At 35.6% G+C, this 24681-nt stretch carries 26 protein-coding genes and 1 CRISPR repeat array; of the genes, 12 read left to right on the top strand and 14 right to left on the bottom strand.

All coding sequences use genetic code 11. The features are described from left to right. The first annotated feature begins 776 nt into the window (after nt 1-776). From plsY to uvrA, 9 genes are all read left to right on the top strand, one after another. Entirely contained in the window at nt 777-1361 is a 585-nt protein-coding gene (plsY, locus tag A9G41_RS11610; RefSeq protein ID WP_065581769.1) for a glycerol-3-phosphate 1-O-acyltransferase PlsY, read from the top strand. 203 nt (nt 1362-1564) lie between these two features. Further along, the gene (gene recR / locus A9G41_RS11605; protein WP_065581768.1) at nt 1565-2170 is read left to right on the top strand and encodes a recombination mediator RecR; all 606 of its coding nucleotides are present in this window, start codon (nt 1565-1567) and stop codon (nt 2168-2170) included. Nucleotides 2171-2293: 123 nt separating this feature from the next. Next, nucleotides 2294-3112 carry a pyridoxal phosphatase gene (locus A9G41_RS11600; protein ID WP_065580303.1) on the top strand — a complete coding sequence of 273 codons (819 nt, stop codon included), beginning with the start codon at nt 2294-2296 and terminating at the stop codon, nt 3110-3112. 24 nt (nt 3113-3136) lie between these two features. Further along, complete coding sequence (truC, locus tag A9G41_RS11595; RefSeq protein WP_065581767.1) at nt 3137-3844, top strand: tRNA pseudouridine(65) synthase TruC; 708 nt, start codon at nt 3137-3139, stop codon at nt 3842-3844. A 156-nt stretch (nt 3845-4000) separates the two neighbouring features. Next, nucleotides 4001-4417 (top strand): DUF4878 domain-containing protein, encoded by a 417-nt coding sequence (locus A9G41_RS11590; RefSeq protein ID WP_065581766.1) that lies wholly within the window; start codon nt 4001-4003, stop codon nt 4415-4417. 115 nt (nt 4418-4532) lie between these two features. Next, the gene (locus A9G41_RS11585; protein ID WP_141675170.1) at nt 4533-5099 is read left to right on the top strand and encodes a hypothetical protein; all 567 of its coding nucleotides are present in this window, start codon (nt 4533-4535) and stop codon (nt 5097-5099) included. Nucleotides 5100-5562: 463 nt separating this feature from the next. Then, entirely contained in the window at nt 5563-6042 is a 480-nt protein-coding gene (locus A9G41_RS11580; protein ID WP_065581764.1) for a YhcH/YjgK/YiaL family protein, read from the top strand. 15 nt (nt 6043-6057) lie between these two features. Then, complete coding sequence (locus tag A9G41_RS11575; RefSeq protein ID WP_442902702.1) at nt 6058-6996, top strand: sugar kinase; 939 nt, start codon at nt 6058-6060, stop codon at nt 6994-6996. 228 nt (nt 6997-7224) lie between these two features. Beyond that, nucleotides 7225-10065, top strand: a complete 2841-nt coding sequence (gene uvrA, locus A9G41_RS11570) for an excinuclease ABC subunit UvrA (RefSeq protein ID WP_141675174.1) — start codon at nt 7225-7227, stop codon at nt 10063-10065. Nucleotides 10066-10129: 64 nt separating this feature from the next. On the opposite strand, the gene A9G41_RS11565 is transcribed toward uvrA, so the two are convergent. From A9G41_RS11565 to A9G41_RS11530, 8 genes are all read right to left on the bottom strand, one after another. Next, the gene (locus tag A9G41_RS11565) at nt 10130-10324 is read right to left on the bottom strand and encodes a thermostable hemolysin delta-VPH (RefSeq protein WP_065581761.1); all 195 of its coding nucleotides are present in this window, start codon (nt 10322-10324) and stop codon (nt 10130-10132) included. 548 nt (nt 10325-10872) lie between these two features. Continuing rightward, nucleotides 10873-12261 (bottom strand): phage tail fiber protein, encoded by a 1389-nt coding sequence (locus A9G41_RS11560; RefSeq protein WP_065582256.1) that lies wholly within the window; start codon nt 12259-12261, stop codon nt 10873-10875. A gap of 229 nt (nt 12262-12490) precedes the next feature. Next, the gene (locus A9G41_RS11555) at nt 12491-13540 is read right to left on the bottom strand and encodes a hypothetical protein (RefSeq protein WP_065582255.1); all 1050 of its coding nucleotides are present in this window, start codon (nt 13538-13540) and stop codon (nt 12491-12493) included. Next, nucleotides 13540-16380, bottom strand: coding sequence for a host specificity protein J (locus A9G41_RS11550; RefSeq protein ID WP_065582254.1), 2841 nt, complete (start codon nt 16378-16380; stop codon nt 13540-13542). Before A9G41_RS11550 ends, A9G41_RS11555 begins: the two co-directional genes overlap by 1 nt. Then, complete coding sequence (locus A9G41_RS11545; RefSeq protein WP_065582253.1) at nt 16381-16935, bottom strand: tail assembly protein; 555 nt, start codon at nt 16933-16935, stop codon at nt 16381-16383. After that, nucleotides 16878-17597 carry a C40 family peptidase gene (locus tag A9G41_RS11540; RefSeq protein ID WP_065582252.1) on the bottom strand — a complete coding sequence of 240 codons (720 nt, stop codon included), beginning with the start codon at nt 17595-17597 and terminating at the stop codon, nt 16878-16880. Before A9G41_RS11540 ends, A9G41_RS11545 begins: the two co-directional genes overlap by 58 nt. A gap of 6 nt (nt 17598-17603) precedes the next feature. After that, nucleotides 17604-18320, bottom strand: a complete 717-nt coding sequence (locus A9G41_RS11535) for a phage minor tail protein L (protein ID WP_065582251.1) — start codon at nt 18318-18320, stop codon at nt 17604-17606. After that, nucleotides 18317-18646 carry a phage tail protein gene (locus A9G41_RS11530; protein WP_065582250.1) on the bottom strand — a complete coding sequence of 110 codons (330 nt, stop codon included), beginning with the start codon at nt 18644-18646 and terminating at the stop codon, nt 18317-18319. The genes A9G41_RS11535 and A9G41_RS11530 overlap by 4 nt, the downstream gene beginning before the upstream one ends. Before the next feature lie 111 nt (nt 18647-18757). Between A9G41_RS11530 and A9G41_RS11525 the strand changes: the two genes are divergently transcribed. Together A9G41_RS11525 and A9G41_RS11520 are read left to right on the top strand one after the other, a co-directional pair. Beyond that, nucleotides 18758-19006, top strand: coding sequence for a type II toxin-antitoxin system RelE family toxin (locus A9G41_RS11525; protein WP_065568161.1), 249 nt, complete (start codon nt 18758-18760; stop codon nt 19004-19006). After that, the gene (locus A9G41_RS11520) at nt 18990-19331 is read left to right on the top strand and encodes a helix-turn-helix domain-containing protein (RefSeq protein WP_065582249.1); all 342 of its coding nucleotides are present in this window, start codon (nt 18990-18992) and stop codon (nt 19329-19331) included. The genes A9G41_RS11525 and A9G41_RS11520 overlap by 17 nt, the downstream gene beginning before the upstream one ends. A 315-nt stretch (nt 19332-19646) precedes the next feature. Here A9G41_RS11520 and A9G41_RS11510 read toward each other — a convergent pair whose 3' ends face one another. The 4 genes from A9G41_RS11510 to A9G41_RS14085 all read right to left on the bottom strand — a co-directional run bounded on the left by A9G41_RS11510 (nt 19647) and on the right by A9G41_RS14085 (nt 23120). Further along, nucleotides 19647-20663: a hypothetical protein gene (locus tag A9G41_RS11510; RefSeq protein WP_065582247.1), complete on the bottom strand. Its 1017-nt coding sequence runs from the start codon at nt 20661-20663 to the stop codon at nt 19647-19649. Nucleotides 20664-20689: 26 nt separating this feature from the next. Next, nucleotides 20690-21317: direct repeats of the CRISPR family, unit length 28 nt; unit sequence TTTCTAAACCGCCTACTCGGCGGTGAAC. 144 nt (nt 21318-21461) lie between these two features. Beyond that, nucleotides 21462-22025, bottom strand: coding sequence for a BRO family protein (locus tag A9G41_RS11505; RefSeq protein WP_075539707.1), 564 nt, complete (start codon nt 22023-22025; stop codon nt 21462-21464). A 57-nt stretch (nt 22026-22082) separates the two neighbouring features. After that, entirely contained in the window at nt 22083-22883 is an 801-nt protein-coding gene (locus tag A9G41_RS11500; protein WP_075539706.1) for a phage antirepressor N-terminal domain-containing protein, read from the bottom strand. Between the two features lie 75 nt (nt 22884-22958). Then, a complete protein-coding gene (locus A9G41_RS14085) occupies nt 22959-23120 on the bottom strand; it encodes an Arc family DNA-binding protein (protein WP_141675202.1) in 162 nt (53 codons plus the stop codon). 100 nt (nt 23121-23220) lie between these two features. Between A9G41_RS14085 and A9G41_RS11495 the strand changes: the two genes are divergently transcribed. Beyond that, nucleotides 23221-23628 carry a helix-turn-helix domain-containing protein gene (locus A9G41_RS11495; RefSeq protein ID WP_065582244.1) on the top strand — a complete coding sequence of 136 codons (408 nt, stop codon included), beginning with the start codon at nt 23221-23223 and terminating at the stop codon, nt 23626-23628. A gap of 29 nt (nt 23629-23657) precedes the next feature. On the opposite strand, the gene A9G41_RS11490 is transcribed toward A9G41_RS11495, so the two are convergent. After that, on the bottom strand, nt 23658-24227 hold the full coding sequence (locus tag A9G41_RS11490) for a hypothetical protein (RefSeq protein ID WP_065582243.1): 570 nt from the start codon (nt 24225-24227) through the stop codon (nt 23658-23660). Between the two features lie 28 nt (nt 24228-24255). Continuing rightward, nucleotides 24256-24672, bottom strand: a complete 417-nt coding sequence (locus A9G41_RS11485) for a hypothetical protein (RefSeq protein WP_065582242.1) — start codon at nt 24670-24672, stop codon at nt 24256-24258. Between the last annotated feature and the right edge of the window lie 9 nt (nt 24673-24681).

Here is a 24681-nt window from a genome sequence, read left to right as displayed (position 1 = left end):
CCTTTCGGCTAGCTGTCCTAAAAACCCATAAAACCATTACAAATAGGCCTTATATTGATAAATAATTTATATTAGTTCATTAAAAAACAAGGAATAAGCAAAAATAAAAAATGAGTGTTAAAGTATAGTAAAAATTAATATTGCGCTAAAAATTACCTAAATGCTGTTTTCTATAATGCGTTATTCGTTATAAAAAAACACACCTATCATAGTTAATAATTTGATTTAATTTATTTATATAGAATTGTTGCTGTAAAGCTTTATTGTTGATATTTATATAATGACAATGAACAAAGAAACAATATAAGGTAAATTTTGTTTCGAAAAAATCAATTAATGACTAACATAATGTAAATCATTTGTTCGCTATTGTAAAATGAGTAATGCTATTTTGCGCTAATCTTAAATCAAAAATGCCCTTGACAAACTATAAAAAACGTTTATTTATTTGCCTATATATTTACCAATTTTTGAATTAAGCTATTTACTAAACTATAAGAAGATCATTTTTTCGACGAATAAGATCACAACCTTGCTCATACAGTTTTTTGAAGCGATAATCGCTATCATAGGAATACCCCATTGCTTTATAGACATGTTAAACTGTTTTTTTATTGTTTAGCTAGCTGTAAAAGCTTTAATTTGGGGTTGATGATTTGTAGTTTAATTTGTTTCTGACTCCTGTATTTAGGTTATAAAACAACTTAAATGCTAGATTAAATAAAGACTATTATAAGAAGTAAAGGAGTTGTATTTTGATATTACAAATTATATTGATGATTATCATTGCCTATCTTGAGGGATCACTTTCTGGTGCCATGATTATCAGCCGAATCATGCATTTGCCTGATCCTTCTGAACATGGCTCACATAACCCCGGTGCGACCAATATTTTACGATTAAATGGCAAATTACCCGCTATTTTTGTTTTAATTTTTGATATGTTAAAAGGTGCTATTCCCGTTTATATAGCTTATCGGCTTGGAGTGACACCTTTCTTTTTAGGGATTATTGGTATTTTTGCTTGTTTAGGACATATCTTTCCCTGTTTTTTTCATTTTCGTGGTGGCAAAGGAGTTGCAACTGCCTTAGGTATGATGATTCCAATAGGTTTTGATTTTACAGGTTGTTTTATTCTGACTTGGCTACTGGCGCTATTCATTACTGGTTATTCATCCGTGGCTGCGATTGTTGGCTTTCTTATGGCGCCTTTTTATGTTTGGCTATTTAAACCTGAGCTCACTTTACCTGTTTCTATGCTTTCATGTTTGATTATTATTCGCCACAATAGTAACATTGCACGCCTTTTGAAAGGTGATGAATTAAAAAGTTACCATCGTACAAAAATAAAAAATGACTAAAATCTATCAATAATAAGTATAGATTTAACAATTTATTATGTAAATTGTTGTCTGCTAAGTACTATTGTGCCTACGAATTTGCCTACAATTTTTCAATTTTCATCAACATTAAATAAACCTTTAAAATAATTCTTATTTAATAGATTATTGAAAAAAGGTATTATTAACCTAATAATTTAAAACTGCGAGAAATAAATTAATTCATGCAAATAAGTCCATTACTAGAATCTCTTATGGAAGCACTGCGTTGTTTACCTGGTGTTGGTCCAAAATCGGCACAACGAATGGCCTTTCATTTATTACAACGAAATCGACAAGGTGGTATTAAATTGGCTCATGAATTGCATGAGGCAATGATAAATATAGGCCATTGTAAAGAGTGTCGAACATTCACCGAGCAAAATATTTGTTCTATTTGTAAAAATGCTCGCCGTCAAAGTAGCGGACAGCTTTGTGTGGTCGAAACACCAGCTGATATCGTTGCCATTGAACAAACTGGGCAGTATAGTGGTCGTTATTTTGTATTATTAGGTCACTTATCGCCATTAGATGGTATCGGCCCTAGCGACATTGGTCTTGATTTATTAAAAATCAAACTAGCATCAGAACCAATCAATGAAGTTATTTTAGCCACTAATCCAACCGTTGAAGGCGATGCGACAGCTAATTACATTGCGCAAATGTGCGCAGAGTTTAATGTAACAGCAACTCGAATTGCTCATGGTGTACCAGTTGGTGGTGAACTTGAAATGGTTGATGGTACAACACTTTCTCATTCATTTATTGGTCGTCAAAAAATAGAGTTTTAGTGTGACTTGATCTCGTGGTCTAGTTTATCATATAGCATATTAGTTATGTGATTAGTTAGTTATATGATTAGTTAGTTATGCGATGGTTAGCTAGACCATAATAATTACGCAAAGAGGATAAATATGAAATATAAAGCCGTTGCCTTTGATATGGATGGTACATTACTTACCAGTAATCGTTTAGTTCTGCCAGAAACAGCCAATATGATCAAAAAAATAAGCGATCAAGGTGTAAAAGTGATTTTAGTTTCAGGGCGCCATCATTCTGTAATTTACCCTTATTATTACCAACTTAACTTATCAACGCCAGCAATTTGCTGTAATGGCTCTTATCTTTACAATTTTGAAAATGAGCAATTGTTTGCGGGAAAACCAATGACAAAAGATCAAGCAAAAACATTATTGGAGTTAGTTAATCAGTATAAGATACATACTTTAATTTATACTGATCAATCGATGACTTATGAAGTTCTTGATGATCATCTTGAAAGTTTTTTTAAGTGGGTTAATACACTACCCACCTTTTTACAACCAGAAATCAAAAAAGTGAATAGCTTTGAAAAACTGATAGATGAATCTGCCTCAATTTTCAAATTTGCCACAAGTAGCCATAATATATCTGCATTGCAACAGTTTTCAAATGCAGTAGAGGCATTAGATATGTTTTCATGTGAATGGTCTTGGTCAAATAGAGCGGATGTTGCAGTGAAAGGCAATACCAAGGGCAATGGTTTAACTCATTGGGCAGAACACGAAAATATTGATCTAAGTGAAATAATTGCTTTTGGCGATAGTTATAATGACATCAGTATGCTATCTGTTGCTGGATTAGGAATTGCAATGGGGAATGCTGATGATGAAGTGAAAGCTAAAGCAAGTTATGCCATTGGCGATAATAATAGCCCAAGCATCGCAATAGAACTAGAAAAACTCTTTTTATAATTGATTAGTTAGTAATAATAAAATATGTTTGAAATTATTTACCAAGATGACAATCTAATCGCTATTAACAAGCCATCTGGTTGGCTTGTACATCGCAGTTGGCTAGATAAACATGAAACGGTTGTTGTTATGCAAACTTTGCGAGATCAGATAGGTCAACATGTGTTTCCCGTTCATCGGCTTGATCGACCAACATCAGGAGTACTATTATTTGCGCTCTCTAGTGATATAGCACGAATAATGTCTGAACAATTTGCAACGAAGCAAATTGAAAAAACTTATTATGCCATTGTGCGAGGTTACGTGGAAGGTGAAGCTATAATCGATTATCCTTTAGTTGAGGAATTAGATAAAATCGCCGATAAATTTTCTGATAAAAACAAGCCAGCACAAAATGCAGTGACTTTTTACCGAGGTATTAGCAAAATTGAAATACCCATTAAAGTGAGGAAATTTGATAGCGTAAGATACAGTTTTGTCGAATTAAAACCACAAACAGGCCGTAAACATCAATTAAGACGCCATATGAAACATATTTTTCACCCTATTTTAGGGGACAGTAAACACGGCGACCTTCATCAAAACCGAGCATTTGCTGATTATTTCGGTATTAAACGATTAATGCTTCATGCCCATACACTGAAAATCACACACCCTATTGAACAAAAGCAAATAATATTAAAAGCTGCGCTCGATCCTAATTGGCAAAATATCTTATTAAATTTCAAATAACCATTTTTGTGCTTTAATGAAATTGCTTTTTTTTTAGATAATTACATAGTATCATTTTTGGCGCTTTCCTTGGATGCCATTTTTTATTTTATCTACATTTTTTATTTATCTAAGAAAGCGCTTATAAATTTGAATAAATCTATAATAGGAATGAAAATGAAAACAATTATCAAATTTTTTAGTGTGTTTTTACTAGCCCTGATGGTGACAGCTTGTTCATCAGAAAAAACACCAGAACAAGTAGCAGAAAAATTTATCACAGCAATCTACAAAGGTGATTCAGATACCGTTATGGATCTGATCTATTTTCCTAAAGAAGATAGCAAAGATATCGATATGACAACGTTTATGAAAAGTAAAATGCAAGAAGCGCTTAAAAGAGGGAAAGCGTTTGCCGATAAACATGGTGGTTTTGATAAAGTCGAAGCAGCACCTGCAGAATATACCAATGATGAAAAAACAATGGCTAAAGTGCAAGTTAGCGCTTCTTTCAAAGATAATACTAAAAAAGATGAAAAAAACATCTCATTAATCAAAGTTGATGGTAAATGGTTAATTCGTATGAAAATATAAATTATAGCTAATGTTAATTGTTATATTAGAAATGATAAAAGGGTAAAATTTTACCCTTTTTAATTGCGAAACAATTTTGATGAAACATTACCGTTTTTTTCCTATTATTTTTCTCATGCTGATAAATTTTGCATTTGCTAATCAGCTTGCTTCTTCTTCCAATCAAACCATTGAATTGCCTTATTCTATAAAGGTAGGAGACTGGGTTTTTAGGAAAGGTATACAAACCGATAGTTTTATTGTCAATCAGTTAGGTGGCGGTGATTTCTCACATATTGGTATGATTATATCAATTCAACCAGAGATTAAAATTATCCACGCTACAACAAGTGATGATAATAATCGCCTCAATCAAGTAATTGTGTCAACCTTAAACGAATTTATTACTCCTAAATTAGCTGAAAAATATGCTATAGCAAGACCTAATTTTTTGTCTGATGTGCAGCGATCGCAAATTGTCAATGACCTTTTAATCAAACAAGGTGAAGCTTTTATATTAGCACCAAGAGAACAACCCCATCTTTATTGCACAACATTACTTTTTGATTCTATTATTAAATTCCAACCTGATTTTAATGTTGAATGGAAGTATACTCATTTTCCAACATTAAGTGGTTTTTATCTCTTTCCCCAAGCATTTGCAAATTATCCCAATATTACTTGGATCTATAAATATCCATAAAACGCATGGTGGTTTATGGCTCTCTGCGCCAGAGTTTGCGCATTTACCCGTTAAAAGCGGCAAGAAATACTATCGCCACACTCTACAATAAACTAGTTCGTTATTATCTTTTCCAATTTAGAATTGGCGTAACCCATTTTTCAATGGTTAAACAACTAATGTTAACACGTTGATAATGGTGGTGATTTTCTTTATGGTGTAGCCGCTATATTTCTTGACCGCAATAAAGTATTCGTTTTGTTTTTTGTAGATTACTCTACATTAGTATCTCATATAACCGTAAACAAGTGATGGCTAAACTATAAAAGGCTATAAAAACTTATTAGCAATATGATCTACAAAAACAGGCGACTTAAGTATATACTCTTTATTAATTTAATTAGCTTTATCATAGTGTAAGTTAGTTGCAATTAATGCCATTATCAGTATTAATCTTCATCAATATTTTTAAGGATCATTTAGCATGATTATAGGTAATATCAATCATTTAAGGTTAGTCCCTTACCTTCCAGAAAAAATAAAACAGTCAATTGAATATATTAAAGATAACGTGAATAGGAATACTCCTATAGGGCGTTATGATATTGATGGCGATAAAATGTTTTTTATGGTATCGGATAATTCTCCACGTCACATCAACGAGGCTAATCCAGAATATCATGAAAAATATATTGACGTTCAGATTGTTTTAGAAGGGCAAGAAGGAATGGCAGTGTGCACGTTACCGCCTCACACAACAATTTTGGATGATAAATTAACAGAAAATGATATTGCTTTCATTGAAACACCGAGAGAAGAAACCATATTAGTTTTACAACCAAACGATTTTATTGTATTTTTTCCTCATGAAGTGCATAAACCACTTTGCGCAATTGATGGCAAAATGGTGGCTGTTCGTAAAGTTGTGGTAAAAATTGCATTTGATTATTTAAATTTAGAATAAGGATCTTAGGTAAATATTATGGCAACAAAAATTGCGGTTATTGGCGAATGCATGATCGAACTTTCAATGAGACAAGATTCGACTACACGAGGCTTTGGTGGTGATACACTTAATACATCTGTTTATTTGTCACGTTTATTAAAAGATAATGTTTTTTCAATTTATTATGTCACAGCGCTTGGCACTGATCCTTTTAGTCAAGAGATGTTAAATTGTTGGCAAAAAGAAAATATTCAAACGGAATTAGTACAAAAAATGCCTAACAAACTGCCTGGGCTTTATTCTATTGTTACTGATGAACAGGGCGAAAGATCATTTTATTACTGGCGCAATGATGCTGCCGCTAAATTTTGGTTAAAATCATCTAAGGCAGATAAAATCATTCAACAAATTGCTCTGTGTGATTATGTCTATTTGAGTGGTATTAGTATTGCCATTTTAGATGCTGAAAGTATTGTTAAATTATTAGCACTTTTAAAACGTGTTAAATCTCATGGCGGTAAAGTCATCTTTGATAATAATTTCCGTCCACATTTATGGAGTAGCCTTGAATTAGCTCGTAGTGTTTATGCCGATATTTTATCCTATACAGATATTGCATTTTTAACGTTAGATGATGAAGATTTGTTATGGGGCAAGTTGCCTTATGAGCAAGTCATTGAACGTACAAAGCAGTTTGGCGTTACTGAAATTGTAATCAAACGTGGCAGTGATAGTTGTATTATTGATTCTGCTGAAGGTCGTTTCGAAGTTCCAGCTAATAAAATAGCAAAGGAAAATGTAATTGATACCACAGCAGCTGGTGATTCGTTTAGTGCTGGTTATCTTGCTGCCCGTTTAAACGGAAAGAATCCAACACAATCAGCATTGCAAGGTCATTTAGTTGCTGGTACAGTTATACAATATCGAGGGGCAATTATTCCCGTTGATGCCACACCTAAATTAATCAATTAAATTTGCAAAAAAGCGGTCATTAATGACCGTTTTTATTCATGTTATAACAAATAAGTGCAACAAATATTTTATTAAAATTTTCAGAAAAATTAGTGTTTGAGTATAAAAACACTTAATTAATGCATTTCTCTATATAGTAGTATATTTAATTAAATGCCACTGGTATAATATACAGTTGGTTTTCTATTCATTTAGTTTAAAAACACATATAAGAAGAGATCTATGTCAATCAAAGATATCGATATTCGTGGTGCGCGAACGCATAATTTAAAAAACATTAATGTAACCATTCCAAGAGATAAGCTAGTTGTAATTACTGGTCTTTCGGGATCGGGCAAATCTTCGTTAGCATTTGATACTCTATATGCGGAAGGTCAACGACGTTATGTTGAATCTTTATCGGCATATGCTCGTCAGTTTTTGTCACTAATGGAAAAACCTGATGTAGATCATATTGAAGGCTTATCCCCTGCTATTTCAATAGAACAAAAATCAACTTCGCATAATCCCCGTTCGACAGTTGGAACTATCACTGAAATTTATGATTATTTACGATTGCTTTTTGCCAGAATTGGGGAGCCTCGTTGTCCAAATCATCACTTGCCATTAGCGGCTCAAACAGTATCACAGATGGTTGATAGTATTATGGCGTTGCCTGCTGAAAATCGTTATATGTTACTTGCACCCGTTGTCACAGAGCGCAAAGGTGAGTTTGTTAAATTATTTGAACAACTTGCTGCCAGTGGATATATTCGAGTAAGAGTAGATGGTGATGTCTATGATCTTTCAGATCCCCCTTTACTTGAATTACAAAAGAAACATACCATTGAGGTTGTGGTAGATCGTTTTCGTATTCGTGATGATTTAAAACCTCGCCTTGCTGAGTCAATTGAGACAGTGCTTTCAATCACTAATGGCATTGTTAAAGTAGCAAATTTGGATGATCCGCAAGCCCAAGAACATTTGTTCTCGGCTAATTTTGCTTGCCCTATTTGCGGTTATAGTATTTCGGAGCTAGAGCCACGATTATTTTCATTTAATAACCCCGCGGGTGCATGTCCTGAGTGTGATGGATTGGGTGTGCAACAATATTTTGATTCAAAACGGATTGTGCAGATGCCAGAAGTTTCATTAGCGGCTGGTGCAATTAAAGGTTGGGATCGTCGCAACTTTTATTATTTTCAGATGCTAAAATCATTAGCTGAGCATTATAATTTTGATATTGATAAACCATATGAAAAGCTACCACAAAAAATAAAAGATATCTTATTGAATGGCTCAGGTAGCACTGAAATCCAATTTGTGTATACAAATGACCGTGGTGATGTGGTTAAGCGTAAACACCCGTTTGAAGGTATTCTTAATAATTTGGCACGTCGCTATAAAGAAACAGAATCGCAAACTATCCGCGAAGAGCTAGCAAAATATATTAGTCATCGACCTTGCCCTTGCTGTGATGGTTCAAGATTATGTACAGCAGCAAGAAATGTTTTTATAAATGATACTAATTTACCGACAATTAGCGATTTAAGTACGCAACAAGCTAAAAACTTTTTTGATAAATTGTCATTGACTGGGCAACGAGCACAAATAGCCGAGAAAATATTAAAAGAGATCAACGATCGTTTACAATTCCTGATTAATGTTGGCCTCAACTATTTAACGCTTTCACGTTCAGCAGAAACTTTATCAGGTGGTGAAGCCCAACGTATTCGATTGGCTAGTCAAATTGGAGCTGGGCTTGTTGGGGTGATGTATGTACTTGATGAGCCATCTATCGGTTTGCATCAACGCGATAATACCCGCTTGATTGACACATTAACGCATTTACGTGATTTAGGTAATACGGTTATTGTGGTTGAGCATGATGAAGAAGCTATTATGGCTGCTGATTATGTCATTGATATTGGACCTGGTGCTGGTGTACATGGCGGTGAAGTTGTAGCACAAGGTACGCCAAAACAAATTATGGCATGTAAAACCTCTTTAACAGGACAATATTTATCTGGAAAAGAACAAATTGAAATTCCAGCTGATCGCACTAAAGTTGATAAGAAAAAAATGTTATCGCTTATTGGTGCAACGGGAAATAATCTCAAAGATGTTACATTAAATATTCCTGTTGGATTATTTACCTGTATTACTGGGGTATCAGGATCGGGAAAATCAACTTTAATTAATGACACCTTATATCCATTAGCTCAAAATGAACTTAATGGTGCAGAAAAAAGCGATATAGCACCGTATAAAGCGATTAAAGGGCTTGATTATTTTGATAAAGTCATTGCCATTGATCAAAGCCCAATTGGTCGTACACCTCGTTCTAATCCTGCAACATATACTGGATTTTTTACATCGATCCGTGAACTTTATGCTGGTGTACCAGAATCGCGTGCTAGGGGCTATACACCTGGTCGATTTAGCTTTAATGTTAAAGGTGGACGTTGTGAGGCTTGTCAAGGTGATGGATTAATTAAAGTTGAAATGCACTTTTTACCCGATATTTATGTGCCTTGTGATCAGTGTCATGGTGCCCGTTATAATCGTGAAACCTTAGAAATCAAATATAAAGGTAAGTCGATTAACGAAATTTTAAATATGACCGTCGAAGAAGGTCGTGAATTTTTTGATGCAGTACCGATGGTATCACGCAAGCTACAAACATTGATTGATGTTGGATTGTCTTATATTACTATTGGGCAATCAGCGACCACATTATCGGGCGGTGAAGCACAACGTGTAAAGCTTGCAAAAGAGTTATCTAAACGAGATACAGGTCGAACTTTATATATATTAGACGAGCCAACAACTGGTTTACATTTTGCTGATGTGAAGCAATTGCTAGCACAATTACATTCATTGCGAGATAAAGGAAATACCATTGTTGTTATCGAGCATAACTTGGATGTGGTTAAAACTGCTGATTGGATTGTTGATTTGGGTCCTGAAGGAGGTAATGGTGGCGGTGAAATTATCGCTGAAGGCACACCAGAAGAAGTGGCAAAATCTAAACAGTCCTATACGGGAAAATATTTAAAACCATTGTTAGAAAAACAAAAAGTCAAATAGCCAAGTGCTATTACTTCTACTCAAAACATATAAGATGGGCGAAATATAACGCCCATTCTTTGCATTATTCAAATGAAGAGTTCAACAATGGCAAATATTCATCCCACCGATATTCTCTAATCGGCATAGGATTAGCATTTTTTAAATATAAAACTAACGCAGGTTTAATACCATTCCAATCATCAACAAATTCATACCTAACAAGATCGCCATTCTTGATTAACTTCTTCGCTTTCGCATGATAATTAAAGTAGCTCATAGTTAATATTGATAATATTATGATCGCCAAATTGAAAAATAAATGAAACCCAATAAAATAGAAAAATGATTAATTTAAATGGAGGCGCGTCCCGGAGTCGAACCGAGGTAGACGGATTTGCAATCCGAAAATATATTTTTATAAATCAATCACTTATAAAAATAACTTAGAATATACAGTACTTTTTATCGAGTTTTTCATCGTTAAATATCAATAAGTTATTCAATTATATTCTCACATATTCTAACACTTTTTGCGACCATTTTCTCAAAAGTTCACATCAAAAAGTATTTATCTATAATAAATAAAACTCATCAATTTTTCACAGTATGATAACAATAAACTACACGCTACCAATTTACATACGCATGACGCCCGACGATTACGATTATGAGATCGTCGGCGAGTGCTACATTATCAACAGCTATGACGATCACAATTATGTGTTCTATCAAACACCAAAAACATTATTTGATATAGCTGATTTTGTGATGCTAGATGACGCTGTTGAGTATTGTAAGTTGAAGATTGATAGTGTGTTTTGTTAGTTAGTTTTCATCATTGTTAATAATGACTGGATTTAGTGTGCTCGGTATCGGCTCTTCATTCTCAATTACCTCAACAACTGGCATTTCTAATCGAATGTCTATCCAGCGTCCCTCAGTTATGTCAATTGGCTCACCAGCAACGATTTGACAGCTCTCAAAATCGAATTTTCGTGTGTATGTTTTAACTGTGATGATGTTGTTTTCATCAGTTGAGTACTCAGCAAAAAATTTTTTATTGCCGTTAGCGTCCTCGGGTAGCGTTATATACCACCCCTCTTTTGCAAAACCTAAACTACCGCTGATTTCGTAATGACCAATATCAATTCGTTTAGCTGTCACGCCAGCGGCCAAATCATTCACTAAACTACAGCCCGATTTTTTAAAATCATCAACATCATCAATATTTTCAGTCGCAAACAACCGCAAAATTGGCGACGCTTTTTTCAGAAAACCATTGCTATCTACAGTTGAATTCGCTGTTGTGATCGCTTCGTACCATTTCTGTTTGCCATCTCGCGTATCGCAACGATAATAGATTTTCGGCGTTTTACTACTAACTACTGATAACTGCTCAACTTTCCACGATTTGCTATTGCTCGGATACGTTAATAGTGTCGCTGCACTATCGCCCGCAAATTGCAAATCAGAGAAATCAGATGTGCTACATTGATAAAAACCGCCTGCAAGATGACCATCAAAATTTTCAGCTATCGCACCAACAACAGCCCCAACACCATAATCACCACTTTTTAACACAGACTTATTATTAATTGTGACATCATCAATATTTTCAAATTTCCATGAATTCTCAGGCTCTACGTACCTCAAAAACCTAATCCACTGATTTAAAACAGAATTATATCGCTCAAGACAAAAACTGCCGTCCGCAAATGTGCGCTGTTGCCAGATTTGCCCAGCAGCGTTTTGTAATTGTATTGCTGATTTATCTCCGTCGTTGATTCGCAATGTTCCAGTCATTTCATCGCCTGATTTTTTAACTAATGTTGCGGTATCAATTGTCGATGCGAATTTTTTAGCATCATCTGCTGATTTTTTTGCCGCATTGCGAGCATTAACAACCTGTTGTAGTATCGCTGGTGTAATTTCGCTTTCAACTGGATTTAATAAAAAATCATTTAATGTACCGTCTTTTGAGTCAGAAAATACTTGAATAGTGCCCAGCTTTTTCGGCGGAAACCCATTTATAATTAGTTTTACTTCATAGTCACAAGGTAGCACGTTCATTGTGTAACTACCGTTTTCTGCAACTTCGAATGCCTGTGTTTGAGCCAGAACTTTGTTTGTTGTTCTTTTTGCGTATAACTCGATAGTACAGTTGTTGATAATTTTACCCGCACCATCTGTTAAAATTCCTGATATTTTTGCCATAATTTTCCTTAAATTTTAGACATGAAAAAACCGCTCATGTAGCGGTTTTATTGAATAAATTAAATTATAATTTTAATAATTTTTTTAGCTCATGCTCTTTGTTAATATCCGCGCATTTGACATCAATTAGAGCATCCAATTTTGTAGGGAAGTTATCCAATTTTTGTCGTATGCTGCCAGTGCCTTTCAGTTTTAGGTTGTAATGGTTTTCATGGATACGCTTCTTATATTAGAATTTGAAATAATTTTCAGCGTCTAAAATCATAACCGGTTGCTCAGAAACAAATGACGAGAACGGTAATTCAGATTCTAACCACCACGCTTTAAATGTTTTTTGTACTGTTGTTGATAGTTGATATCCGTTTGATCGTAAACCTATATCGCAAAACCACCCGCCGTTGCTCTGTATAATATATTGAGCACCAACACATACACGTGCAAACATCGGACGCTTAATTCCTTGTATTGATTTCATATGCCCAACTTCATATTGATCAAAGCGAGCAAAAACAGGATTTATTAACACCTCATTGCATGAATCATATACAACACGTTTATTTTTGTATATTCTCAACCCGTATTGAGATGTTTTGATTTGACTAACTCCAAAAACTACGGCTTTAGCTTTTATTGTTTTGTTGCTCACGCCACCATTATGATCATACGGGATGTAAATTATATCGTCCCTATCGCCCAGTTTCCAGCTTCTGCCAATCGAGATTGTTGGATCTTCACAATAAAAAAATATAAACGAATTATGATGAGTTAACGACGGGTTTATATTTTGAATTCGCCAACCCCTATTAGTAATTTCAACATCGCCCTTCCATATCACATTGCTAAAGTTAGTATTTTGATTAATTTGAAAAAAAGAATTAACACCATTAAACAAAATACCATATCCATTTGCGTGTGCAGGCTTGGGCCATGTTAATAAAACAAGTTGTTGTCTGGGGTTAAGATTAACATCAGATGGGAAATGCTCCGTCTGCCCTATTGCATTTTTCCCATTTCTAAAACACAATTGCCGATGTTCATCTAAATATGCTATCGGATCAGCCGATGCGACAATAACATTTGCATCTGTTTCATCAAATTCATCTGCGAAACCGCAGGCGTGCGAAAGATGAGCATAATAATCATAACCCTCGGGCACATACAGACCTGTTTTTGGATAGACATATGAGCCTAACGCCCCAGAAATAAACATAGATGTACAATTTCCATCTAGATTATATGCCGGACCTGTTTTTGTAAAAACCTTAATACCGAATGACATTAAACCTCCAGATTACCGATTTGGACGACTAAAGCGCCTGTTTCATCAAAGATTTTTATTGTTCCATCCTTCATTACTGTACCTGCGTTTCCATTTAGATATTTGATGGTAGCTGAGCCGTCTGGTTCAACAACAAATCGATCATTAATGTTGATGCTGCCACCTCGAATAATAGGCGCTTTGATCTCTGTATATGCAACTAACCTATCGCCACTAATTGTACCCGTCGCAATCAAATTGCCATCCAAAAATAATGCCGGCGATACCCATTTTGCACCATCATACATTTTTGCCTCTGTTTTAGTTACATCCCTGTTGTCGTCCTCGGCATAGACTATTAGCACTGTATCTCGTGATGGCCACATGCCTAGCACGTCATGAAAAAGTTGCGTGGCATTATCATTATTTTCAGGGAAAACCCCATCGGCAGTTTTTATTCTAAAAATACCTCCTGCGGTGCCAACCGTATCATCTGCTGTGGTGGCCGAGCCAGTGCACATTCCCGAGCGCCCAGCGGCATTAACCGCAATTACACCATAATAATAGGTTGTAGATGCTTGGACATCAGCATCAATCAACTTATTTGATGTTCTGCCAAGGTAATTAGCCATAGCCCTCACCTCATCAAGCGTTGCCCCCTTGTAATATTCGAAAACCGTTCCCAAACCAACATTCGATGGCATAATAGGTTTAATAGCCACGGTGTTACTAGATGTTGCAAAAACTAATTGAGTTGGCGTCTCCGGTGGCGCAATAGTAAACGTTACTGTAGATTCATCCCCCAGCCTGCCATCCTCTGTCGATATCCCGCGCACAGATGCCATGTATTTACCATCATCCAGATTGCTCATTGTTACGCTCATGTCCGGCACAGTCTGACGTGATACTAATTTACCATTCCGCAAAATAGTAACCTGAAATTCCAGATGTTTTATTGTTCTTGGGGTTGTCCATGACAGAACGGCTTGATACTCATCACTATCAGGCGTGACTGAAACTGAAAGATCGTCAATTGGCGGGATTCCCCAGCTAATTGATTGCGCGTTGTTAGGGGTAAAAACAGCGCCTTTATCAACAATTGCCTCTTTTTTAGGCTCGTGCTCTATTGCTGTTATAGAATACGTGCCGTCGTCGTTTTCACTGATAGTAATGGCTTTAAATAGTCGCGATGATACATTAACATTCGTTAAAATCCACGTTGACCATTGATCGGCATTTATAGTGTGCTCTAAAATTAGCATGTTCGGAGATTTTTGAGATAACACCTTAACTTTTATCAGTTTTGTATTAACATCTTGATATGTAAAATATGAGTTTTCATCAATTTCCACATTACGATCTAATGTGACGACATTATCAGCCACGGAAACAATTCTACCGCCTGCTTGTGACATAACATATTCATTATCTAAAATCTCAATCACATCACCTGGTAAGTGCCTCAATCCCTCTCGTCCAACAATAAACGTGACTGTTTGACGTTCATATTTTTCTGTAGTTATAATCCATTTTCCTGTACGGTGCGCCTGACCTCGTGATGTGCAACCAAACGCTTCAACGTCTAACACATTTAGTCCAAACCGCTTGATTGCCTCATCATCTGCAACATATTCTGTAACTGGTTCCCATCCGTAATTTGGATCAATATATTTAACTCGAACCGCTGTGTGCCTGTCTTTCATTGCCGATGATGAGTAACTAAATTTGCCCTCAATAACATTTGCATTAGTGTAAATAGCGACGGTATCGCTAGGTCTATCAATAATAGCGGTGAGTTGCGTCCCGTCCCATATCGGCATTGCTCGAAATATTGAAAAGAAATTGTTTAGTAAATCATACGCCTGAGCGCGTTCTGTTATATAACAATTGCACGTAAATCTCGGCTCTTTGCCACCGAAACCATCATCGACTAGCTCATCGCAATATTGCGCAATCGAGTACAGCATAAATTTGTCAATTGCAAATTTTCCGAATCGGTATCCCATTCCATAGCGAGTGTTTGTTATCAGATCGTAAACTATCCACGCGGGATTATTTGTCCATTCGGTTTTAAACTCGCCCAACCAAATGCCGTGATATGTCCTGGATATGGGATCGTAATTGTCGGGAATTTTGCATCTAATGCCTCTAATCCGATATGTTCTAGCTGGTACGCCATTGAATTGAGACGAATCAAATCGTAACCCCACTAGCGCAGTGTTTGGGTATGATAGTTTGGTGTCGTAAATTTCGGTATATGATGACCAAATTGTATTGTTAACCAGCAGATCGGAGCCATCAGGATCTAAACGCATAACGCGAATATTAAACGGCTTCGGCGGTAAATCATCTAAAATTACAGATGTTAAATATTGAGAGCGTGTTTTTTTATTTTTCAATTCAACAATTTTTTTTGTAACCCATCCCGCGCCGGTTCCGATTTGAACTGCCATGCTAACAGAGGCTCTTGTTATATCACCGCTGTTAGTCTGGTTATATAGTGCAGATACACCGACTGTTACTCTCACACGGTCAACATAGGGGTCGGTAATAGTTCTAACTATAGGTGTTTTTTGTTTCACTTCTAAGCTAACTGGAATTTCATTTTGTGTTTCCGCAAATCCAGATAACGGCAATTGCGCCTGCGTCCCTGCGGTCCACTCAACTTCAACGCCGTTAAAATTATATGTCCCATTGTCCGCTTGGATTGGCGTTTTATTTAAAAAAACACCTTTTAGCCCCCCGACAGGGCCCTCAATTTGTCCCTCTCCGATAACATCAATAATAGATAATTGCTGTTTGGATTCTAGATTATCCGCCTCAATCCGCGGCGTTTTTGTTTTCCCAGAACTTTTCCCCATTTATTCCTCCACATCCATCGTTTCAACCCCCTGTGATTCAACCCTAGACCCAACCATTATTTCTCCGTACGGCAATGGAACAGGCGCCCCCTGCGCCGCGGTATTCCCTAGATTTGAAAATGAGGTGCTTTTTTTACCGTCATCATTAGTTGCGTCTGGCATTTTTGGGGTTTTCGTCATCATCATTGCGACGCCACCAACCATCATTCCCACCCCCATTCCAACTAACCAATATTGCCCAGTCCACGCTCCAACGACAACCATAACTGCGCCAGCTATAAAACCAAGGATTCCACCATTTTTCGCGCCAGTAACACGTGGTACAATATGAATTACGGCGTTATGAGAAATTCGATTGTGAAGCCCAAATTGTAGATTGTTCTCATTCATATCTATGCCATTAATTCGTACACGAAAATAACCGTCTAAAATCCGCTTTTTTAAGCCTTTTATTTGAAAATATAGGCAATTCAACGCTTCAGCAGCAGTATCTGCATTTATTTTGTACTTATCGCCATATTGTTTAAGATCGCCGTAAAATTTAACGGTTGCCATTTTTTATGCCTCCAAATTGAATGATAATTTTTGAGCCAATATCCACTAAACAAATCACGTTTTGATAGTCGATTTGGCAAATGATGAATGATTAAGTTGTCGTCAATGTAAATTGCAGCATGATTGACGGCATTACTGTTCAGTGAAAACAGAATAACATCGCCATTTTTCAGGCAAGAAGCACTTACTTGATAGAACCCATTAGATTCCATATTATCCAAATACAAGTTTTGCCCGTTGTGCCACCAATCGTCGTCGCGGTGAAAGTTTGGAAAATCAAAACCACATAGATGGTATGCATCCCGAAATAGCGTATAACAATCCACTGCCCCGTGTTTAAATTCACGCCCAAGAAGTGGCGGTATAAATCTATATTTATGAATTTCGTCATTACAAACCAACCACCAAGGCAAACCCGTCTGCTGTTGATAAAATTGGTCTGCTTCACTCAGAATGGGTAAACCATTAGGGTGTGAATGTACGATTGCTGTTATCTCACCAAGTTGCTCTGCTCTAATCCAGTCGTCAGGCGAAATTTCAAATGTTTCTGCCGTTGTGGATGAGATGTTATTGCACGGTAGATATGTTTTGTTATCAATAACAAATCCGCAGCACTCAGCCTCACCGCATTGTTTAGCGTGATTAAGTATTTTATTTTTCATGATTATTTAAGAAAGTTTTGCAGAGGCTGGAAAACCGCCAAAGGGCAGAATGCCGTTTTTACCAAATCGAAGCTTGCAACCAGTTAACGTTCCAGAGCATTTGTCTTTTGTGATATCGTTTGTTGGAGTATCTCTTTCATCTGCAACCGCGCTGCCCGTATAACTACACTCAGAGCTGCGATATCGCCAACAACATGTATGCGCAATTATTACCCGAGCAGGTAATATCACTCCGTCACTCTCGCATGGCAATGCAAGTTCAAATGTTGCTGATTCTGATGGTATTAAATTTGTTAATCGTTCCACTAAATATTGTGAAACAAGCTCTTGGGTAGGATCTGCTCTACTATTTCCACCCTCAAAGTTTTCCGCATCCAAGAATTCCGCGAGCACTTGACGCCTAGTAACTATCGCTCCAAGCAGATCATCAAAGCTATTCACTAATCCCGTTATTAGACCAAAGGCGTTGGAAACTGTCATTGTTGGACGGTTACTAGTTCCCTGTCCATTTTTTTGAAAGCCCGTTACCTGAATTGGATAGGGCTCATATGTTTTGCCCTGCCAAACAACGGCTTTTCGCAAATGATTTAACCCTGCATGAAATCTAAAAATTAATTTTTCACCAGCAATTTTTGAAAGATCTACATCATACAAGTCAATCATCGCTCCTTGTTCGAATTTTGTTAGCAATTTAAGTGAATCACTAGGTACATGTAAAGTCATGCGACCACCTCTTCAAATGTTGCGGAAATTGTTTTAGCTGCGCCGTTGGGCGTTGATGTCCAAGAACGACAAACAACTTTGATCGTTTTGTGAGTATTAGGCTCTCGCCATAAAAAGGCTTTAATCGCATTATGTCGGCTAAGAAAATCATCAATCAAGCTGATATCTTCTGATAATCCAACAAATGTTACGTTGTATGAGCGCAGATCGTTGTTAATACCGTCCCGAATGCGTTGCTCATAGCCATCACCAAACTTAATTATCTTAACTTTCGGTGATACTGAAATCGTGGAGCTGTTTTGAGGTCTCCAATGAAATGTTTCCATAGTTTTCTCCAGATGATTAAACTAATTTATTTGTGTTTTGCTTATATTTTTATTTACAAAAACTTATATGACTTATATAATACTTATATCAAGATTAGTTAGAACAACAAAATGAATAAAATTATTTATCAAATTAAAGCCTTAAAGCAGTTACGTAAAATTCAAGGCAATGCTTTAATCCGTAATAAAATTGATGAACTGGCTAACATGCCGAATTGTATTAATGTAAAGTCTTTAACTAATCATAAATATCAGTACAGATTACGAGTGGGTAACTATCGAGTGTTTTTTAATTTTGATGGTGCTATTCATATTGTTTCTATTGAAGAGGTGAAAAAACGCGATGAACGCACTTACTAATATACAGTTTATTAATAATGAACAAGGACAGCCACAATTTGTGGTTATGCCTTACAATCAATATTTAGAGCTATCAAACGCAAAAGCAATTGATGTGGAAACAGGTGTACCAAGCGAAGTTGTCAACATGGTTTTTGATAATAATTATTCTCCAGCACAAGCATGGCGTGAATATTTAAAGCTATCTCAAGTTGACGTTGCGAATAAAATAGGTATTAGTCAATCGGCTTATTCTCAATATGAAAAAAGCCAAAAACTAAGAAAAGCAACGCGGATTAAAATTGCCGAAGCGTTGCAAATTAAGCCTGAACAGTTAGATTTTTAATGAAAACCACCTATGCGGCGGTAATCTGTAGACGCCACAAAACACTTGGTATTGAAACTATTAGACTTGGGTCTATCTCGGACTCCTGACGTAATTCGACTAATTTCATCATGCTTCCAGCCTTAATAAATTCATTATGGTCTCTAACCTTGGTTAAGCGACCATAATACTCCCCAAATAACCTTATCCAACAATCTTCATGCCGATCTGTAGCGAGTATTACGCCATTTTTATCATGAAAAACTATTGAAAAAACTTTCATATGGATACCTTATTTTAGATAATAAAAAACCCTCTAAGAGGGTTTGAATTGCTTTAAATGGTGTAATATTTCGTCAACATATCATATAGCGCAATAATTTCTTTTATTTTTTTGATACTTTCTTTATCGATCTGTTTATCTTTATTGTGATTAGAACCATAGAATCTTACAGTCGCCTCTTCATTTTCATCTAACAATCTAATGCTATCCAAATCTTCTTTGGGACATGCGAAGTTATACCATTCAACAACGACTGATCTACTATCTCTTTTAAATTGAACATTATTGCGAGATAGTTTTTTTCCATTTTGAAAAACAACAAAACTATCTGCAAAAACCCAGTTTGAGCCACCATACGTCACCTTAGCAACTGGCATTATTTTTTTTGTGCCAAAAATTTTTAAAAACAGTTCTAGCGGTGAGTTACCACCTACGGAAATTTGATAAAAGTCATCTATATCATCGTAATAGAGATAAATGCCGCCTCCCTTTAATGTGTTTATTAAGAGTTTTACATCAGTTTCATCAGTTATATTTTTAATAAAGTTTTGTAATACTTTAAAATCATTCCATCTTAAAGTTAATCCATTAGATAATGTAACATTATAAATACCGTCTTTGCCTGCTGTTACTGTTTTGATAGAAATATCACTTATATTATAAAGTTTTATTTTTTTTGTTTCTTCAATATTATTTTTTACTTTTTCATATTCCCCCATACTAATTAAATATTCTTCTGATTCATACTTTGGTTCAGATGTTCCGAATGAAGTTTTATCTAAATAAAAAACATCTCCATTTTTCAAAACAATCTTTTTATAAGAATCGTAATTAGTTTTAATTATTTTATCAACATACCCAACCATGCCTTTATATTTTTCGATGGGTAAAAATTTGGATGTTCCAACCTCTGGGGCTGTATGTACTTGTATACGAGCTACTGGAGCATATTCGTTAATAATAAATAATTCTTTCCCATCGGGCTTAAATTTTTCTTTTTTCCCAGCAGCCTCTGAGATAAATGAAATAAAACACAGAAAAAAAATTAAATAACATAAAATCTTTTTCATACCATCTCCTTAATAATTTCGGTAATTTTCTAAACCGCTTATGCAGCGGTAAACATGTTGGGAAAGCTTATAGAGTAAATGAAAGTTTTCTAAACCGCTTACGCAGCGGTGAACGCACAAGCAGCGCTACAGCAAGCACAAGCGGATTTCTAAACCGCTTACGCAGCGGTGAACAGTACAGGGCTTACTTTTTTGTCTGATGATATTTTCTAAACCGCTTACGCAGCGGTGAACATGATAACGCATGATATCGATATGCTAATTTTTTTCTAAACCGCTTATGCAGCGGTGAACCAGTCCCTACTTTTCTCTTTGGGTCAAAATTATTTCTAAACCGCCTACTCGGCGGTGAACTACGGTATTGCAATATTTGGTGTAGTTATAATTTTCTAAACCGCCTACTCGGCGGTGAACCAAGCCCTGCCGCCATCAACGGATAGCCGAACTTTCTAAACCGCCTACTCGGCGGTGAACGGTATCCCTGCCAGACCGAGATATCAAAGATATTTCTAAACCGCCTACTCGGCGGTGAACGCTTCAAAAATGGCGTTAGTGATATAAGCGAATTTCTAAACCGCCTACTCGGCGGTGAACTAACACTGAAATCGCAAAAGAATTCAGAAAATTTTCTAAACCGCCTACTCGGCGGTGAACTAGATTATATCAAACATAGCCTTTTGTTTTAACTAAAATTTAACCATTTTTTCGAAAATAACCCTTTTTTCTAGCTCTTAAATTAATCTATATTTTTCAATAGATTATAAAAGCGATTAAAAAAAGGGTTGTACATTCCTTAACTTATACTTGCCGTAATTGTTTCTTTTCTAGCTGTTGTTTAAACATCGAAGCAACAAAAGCACCGTCGCCAAAATGATCGTGAAGTCTTACACCGAAATTAGACCCCAGCATTTTAAAAACATCATATAAACGATTATCTATGTAGAAATCGTTCAACCAAAGCATGTGATGAACTAAACAAATTAGGTTGGTTCTACTTACCTCAATCATATCTTTTCTTGTTTGTGAATGACCTGCCTCTTTATCAGCTAAATCTAACAACCATTTACGCACTTCTTTTGCTACATTTGTACTAGCAAACATTGCGATTAGATGCGCTCCTCGAAGTGAGAAAATTCGTACTGATTTCTTGCGTAGACTGTTGTTTATTCCATTGGTAGTCAATTTGACCACCATTGTCATTTTATCGGTGAACTCATCCTTGTTCCGACTATAAATCTTTGTTACTGATTTAGAATCTGCATATTGTAAAAGCTTAGATAGCTCGGTGGACGTGATCCAAATTTGATTATTACGTTTAACTGGTTGCACGACTGTGCTGTGAAACATTAATTGATTTGACATACTATATCCTCGTAATTGCCCCCTTTTTTAGAGGGCTTATAATTTGTTGTTAATTGATTAAGCGATTTCTTTATTAATAAGATGATTTTTGATTACATCTATTGCTTTTTCGTTATATCTAAAAGTTTCAACTTGTTTATCAGAAGAACGTGACTTATCGAGTACGAAAATTCCGTAGTCTTCTGTTTTTAAGTTGAGCTTATTAGCTATACGACCAATTTTATTTGAGGATACGCCAAGTAAATCTCCTACTTCGCTAGCTGAAAATGTTTTGTTTTCTAATATAGGTAAGGGAATTAACTCCTCATTTACAGAACTATTAACCATTTTTGCAAAGATAACTTGCTGAGACGGCTTGCTAAGATTATCAAATCGATTACAAATAACTTCTGCTGATTTAGTTGCCATTGATATTGCTCTGGCTTTTCTATATTCAGCCAAGCCAATGTGTTTTGGTAAAACTGTTTTTACACTTTCTTTTGTTACTTGCCCTTTAGTCCAATACTGCCATAAAACTTCATCACATTCTTCTTGATATTTTATAACAGCATCTCTTAATTCAGGTTTAACTTTATTTGGTTGTATTGAGTATAACCAAGCAGGTAGTTTTCTAAGAGACAAGCAACTCACTAAACGATTTTGAATATCATTAGGTAGCTGAATGGTGATTTCCACCATGCAGGTGTTAAACTTTTGTTTTAATTTGGAATATTGTGATTTCCAATCTAACCCCATACCTTCAACTATTGGCTTCATTGGAACAAAAGGTTCGTTATTGTTATTTACCAAATATAAGTTATTACCGTTAAATGGCACTATTACTGGACAATTAGAGTTGTTTATATTACTATTATTCATGAGTTTTCCTTATTTAGTGTGTGGTCAACTTGATTTTGGGCTTTAGCTGGTGGTGCAGTTAAAGCCTTTAGTTTTTTAGATACCTGCAATTTTCTTTTCCTCCTCTGTTAATGACTGTCTAACTCTATTTACAAGCTCTTGGCTCATTGTTCTATCATTCATTGCTGCTAATACCTCAAGCGCAGCTTTAAGGCTTACAGGCATTCTTGCTGATAACGTTACTTTATTTTCTTTCAATGTTTTCTCCTTGTTAATAATAAAATGTCTTAAAGTGTCATGGAATGTATAGTATACTAATTCTAATAATTAACCATGTCAATACATTTCAATACTATTTATGATAAATAATGACACTTTTGCAAAACGATTAATACAAAGAAGAGCTCAACTTGAATATTCTCAAGAAGACTTATCCAAACGAACTGGTATTGCTGCTGCTCAAATATCTAGATATGAAGCAGGCAAAAATAAACCGAGAGCTAATATAATTTCAAAACTTGCATACCATTTAGGTGTACCTTTTTCTTGGCTGGCGTACGGAGAAGAAACAGATTTATCTGATGAAGATAAAGGAAAAAAAGAAATTGGTGTCTATTTAAATTTACCAAAAGAAAAATACGATTTAATGATGGAGCATGCCAATAAACTTAATATGGATATTCAAACTTATCTATTTAGAGTTGTTATACCCGATTATCTCGCCCAAAAAGAAGCTGATTCCGATAAAGCAAAAAATAACCAGTAAAAAACCCTCTAAGAGGGTTGATTAAATTGCTATTCTGCAATTGAAAAGTTCTTTTTATTAAATAAATAATTTAACTTTTCCCAAAAGCTAAATTTATTTAATCCTGATGTATTTATAGAACCAGGAAACAATAAAAACATCTCGCCCTTAGTATATCGCTCATAACCGGCGGTTATGGCTTCTAAGTTTGGAGATAAGAATCCCCGATTCTTGATGTTAAAAACTCTAAATTCACATAGCGCATTATTCCGTAAATCAAAAGATTTTTTGGCGCCATACTTTATAAGTATATTAAAGTTGTATAAACTTAAGTTTCCTCGTTCATATTCTAATTGATACAACTTGATATTTTTTTGGGAAACAAATTCTTTTAACTCATCTTCAGAAGCTTTCTCAGGAATTACAAAAACTTCCTGCTCTTGATAAGACTCTGGTGATTTCAAATTTCGCTGTAGTAGAGATGAGCAGAATTCAGAAGATTTGTAATATAGCATTTCTTCATCTGTGATTCTGTTGGAAACATGATTATAAACAGCAATAACCACCATAATAATTATTATAAAAAAAATAATAACGCAAGCCTGTAAAGCCTTTTTCATACCATTCTCCTATAAATGATTAGTCTATTTAGAACGCCGTTCTATAAATACCATATCCACCATTTAAGGAATGAGCAATCCTATATGTTAAAACTTGACTTTTCTCAACATCCCCTTCAACTTCAACCATCCCTCCACCACAAACTCCATTTGCCACCATGCTAAAAATTCGTTTCCCTAATAGCGGGTAGATAACAACTTTTTCCGCAGTATTTAAATCAGCAATCTTAACTCCGTCAACAAAAAGAGAATCAGAGCAAGCGCTACTTACAAATCCTTTATCTCTTTTTATAATAACCATTCCTGAATTTTCTTTTTTTACAAAAATATCTTGGTTATATATCCGCTGCACAGGAACGTTTACTGCCGCGTCATTTGACACTGGTGACGATGAGCACCCTATCAACGTAAAACCAATTAACCCCAAAAATACAATTTTTTTCATACCATTCTC

Source organism: Gilliamella sp. Nev5-1, from assembly GCF_001690895.1.
GTDB classification, from domain to species: domain Bacteria; phylum Pseudomonadota; class Gammaproteobacteria; order Enterobacterales; family Orbaceae; genus Gilliamella; species Gilliamella apicola_C.
This window is presented reverse-complemented; position numbering and strand designations above follow the sequence as displayed.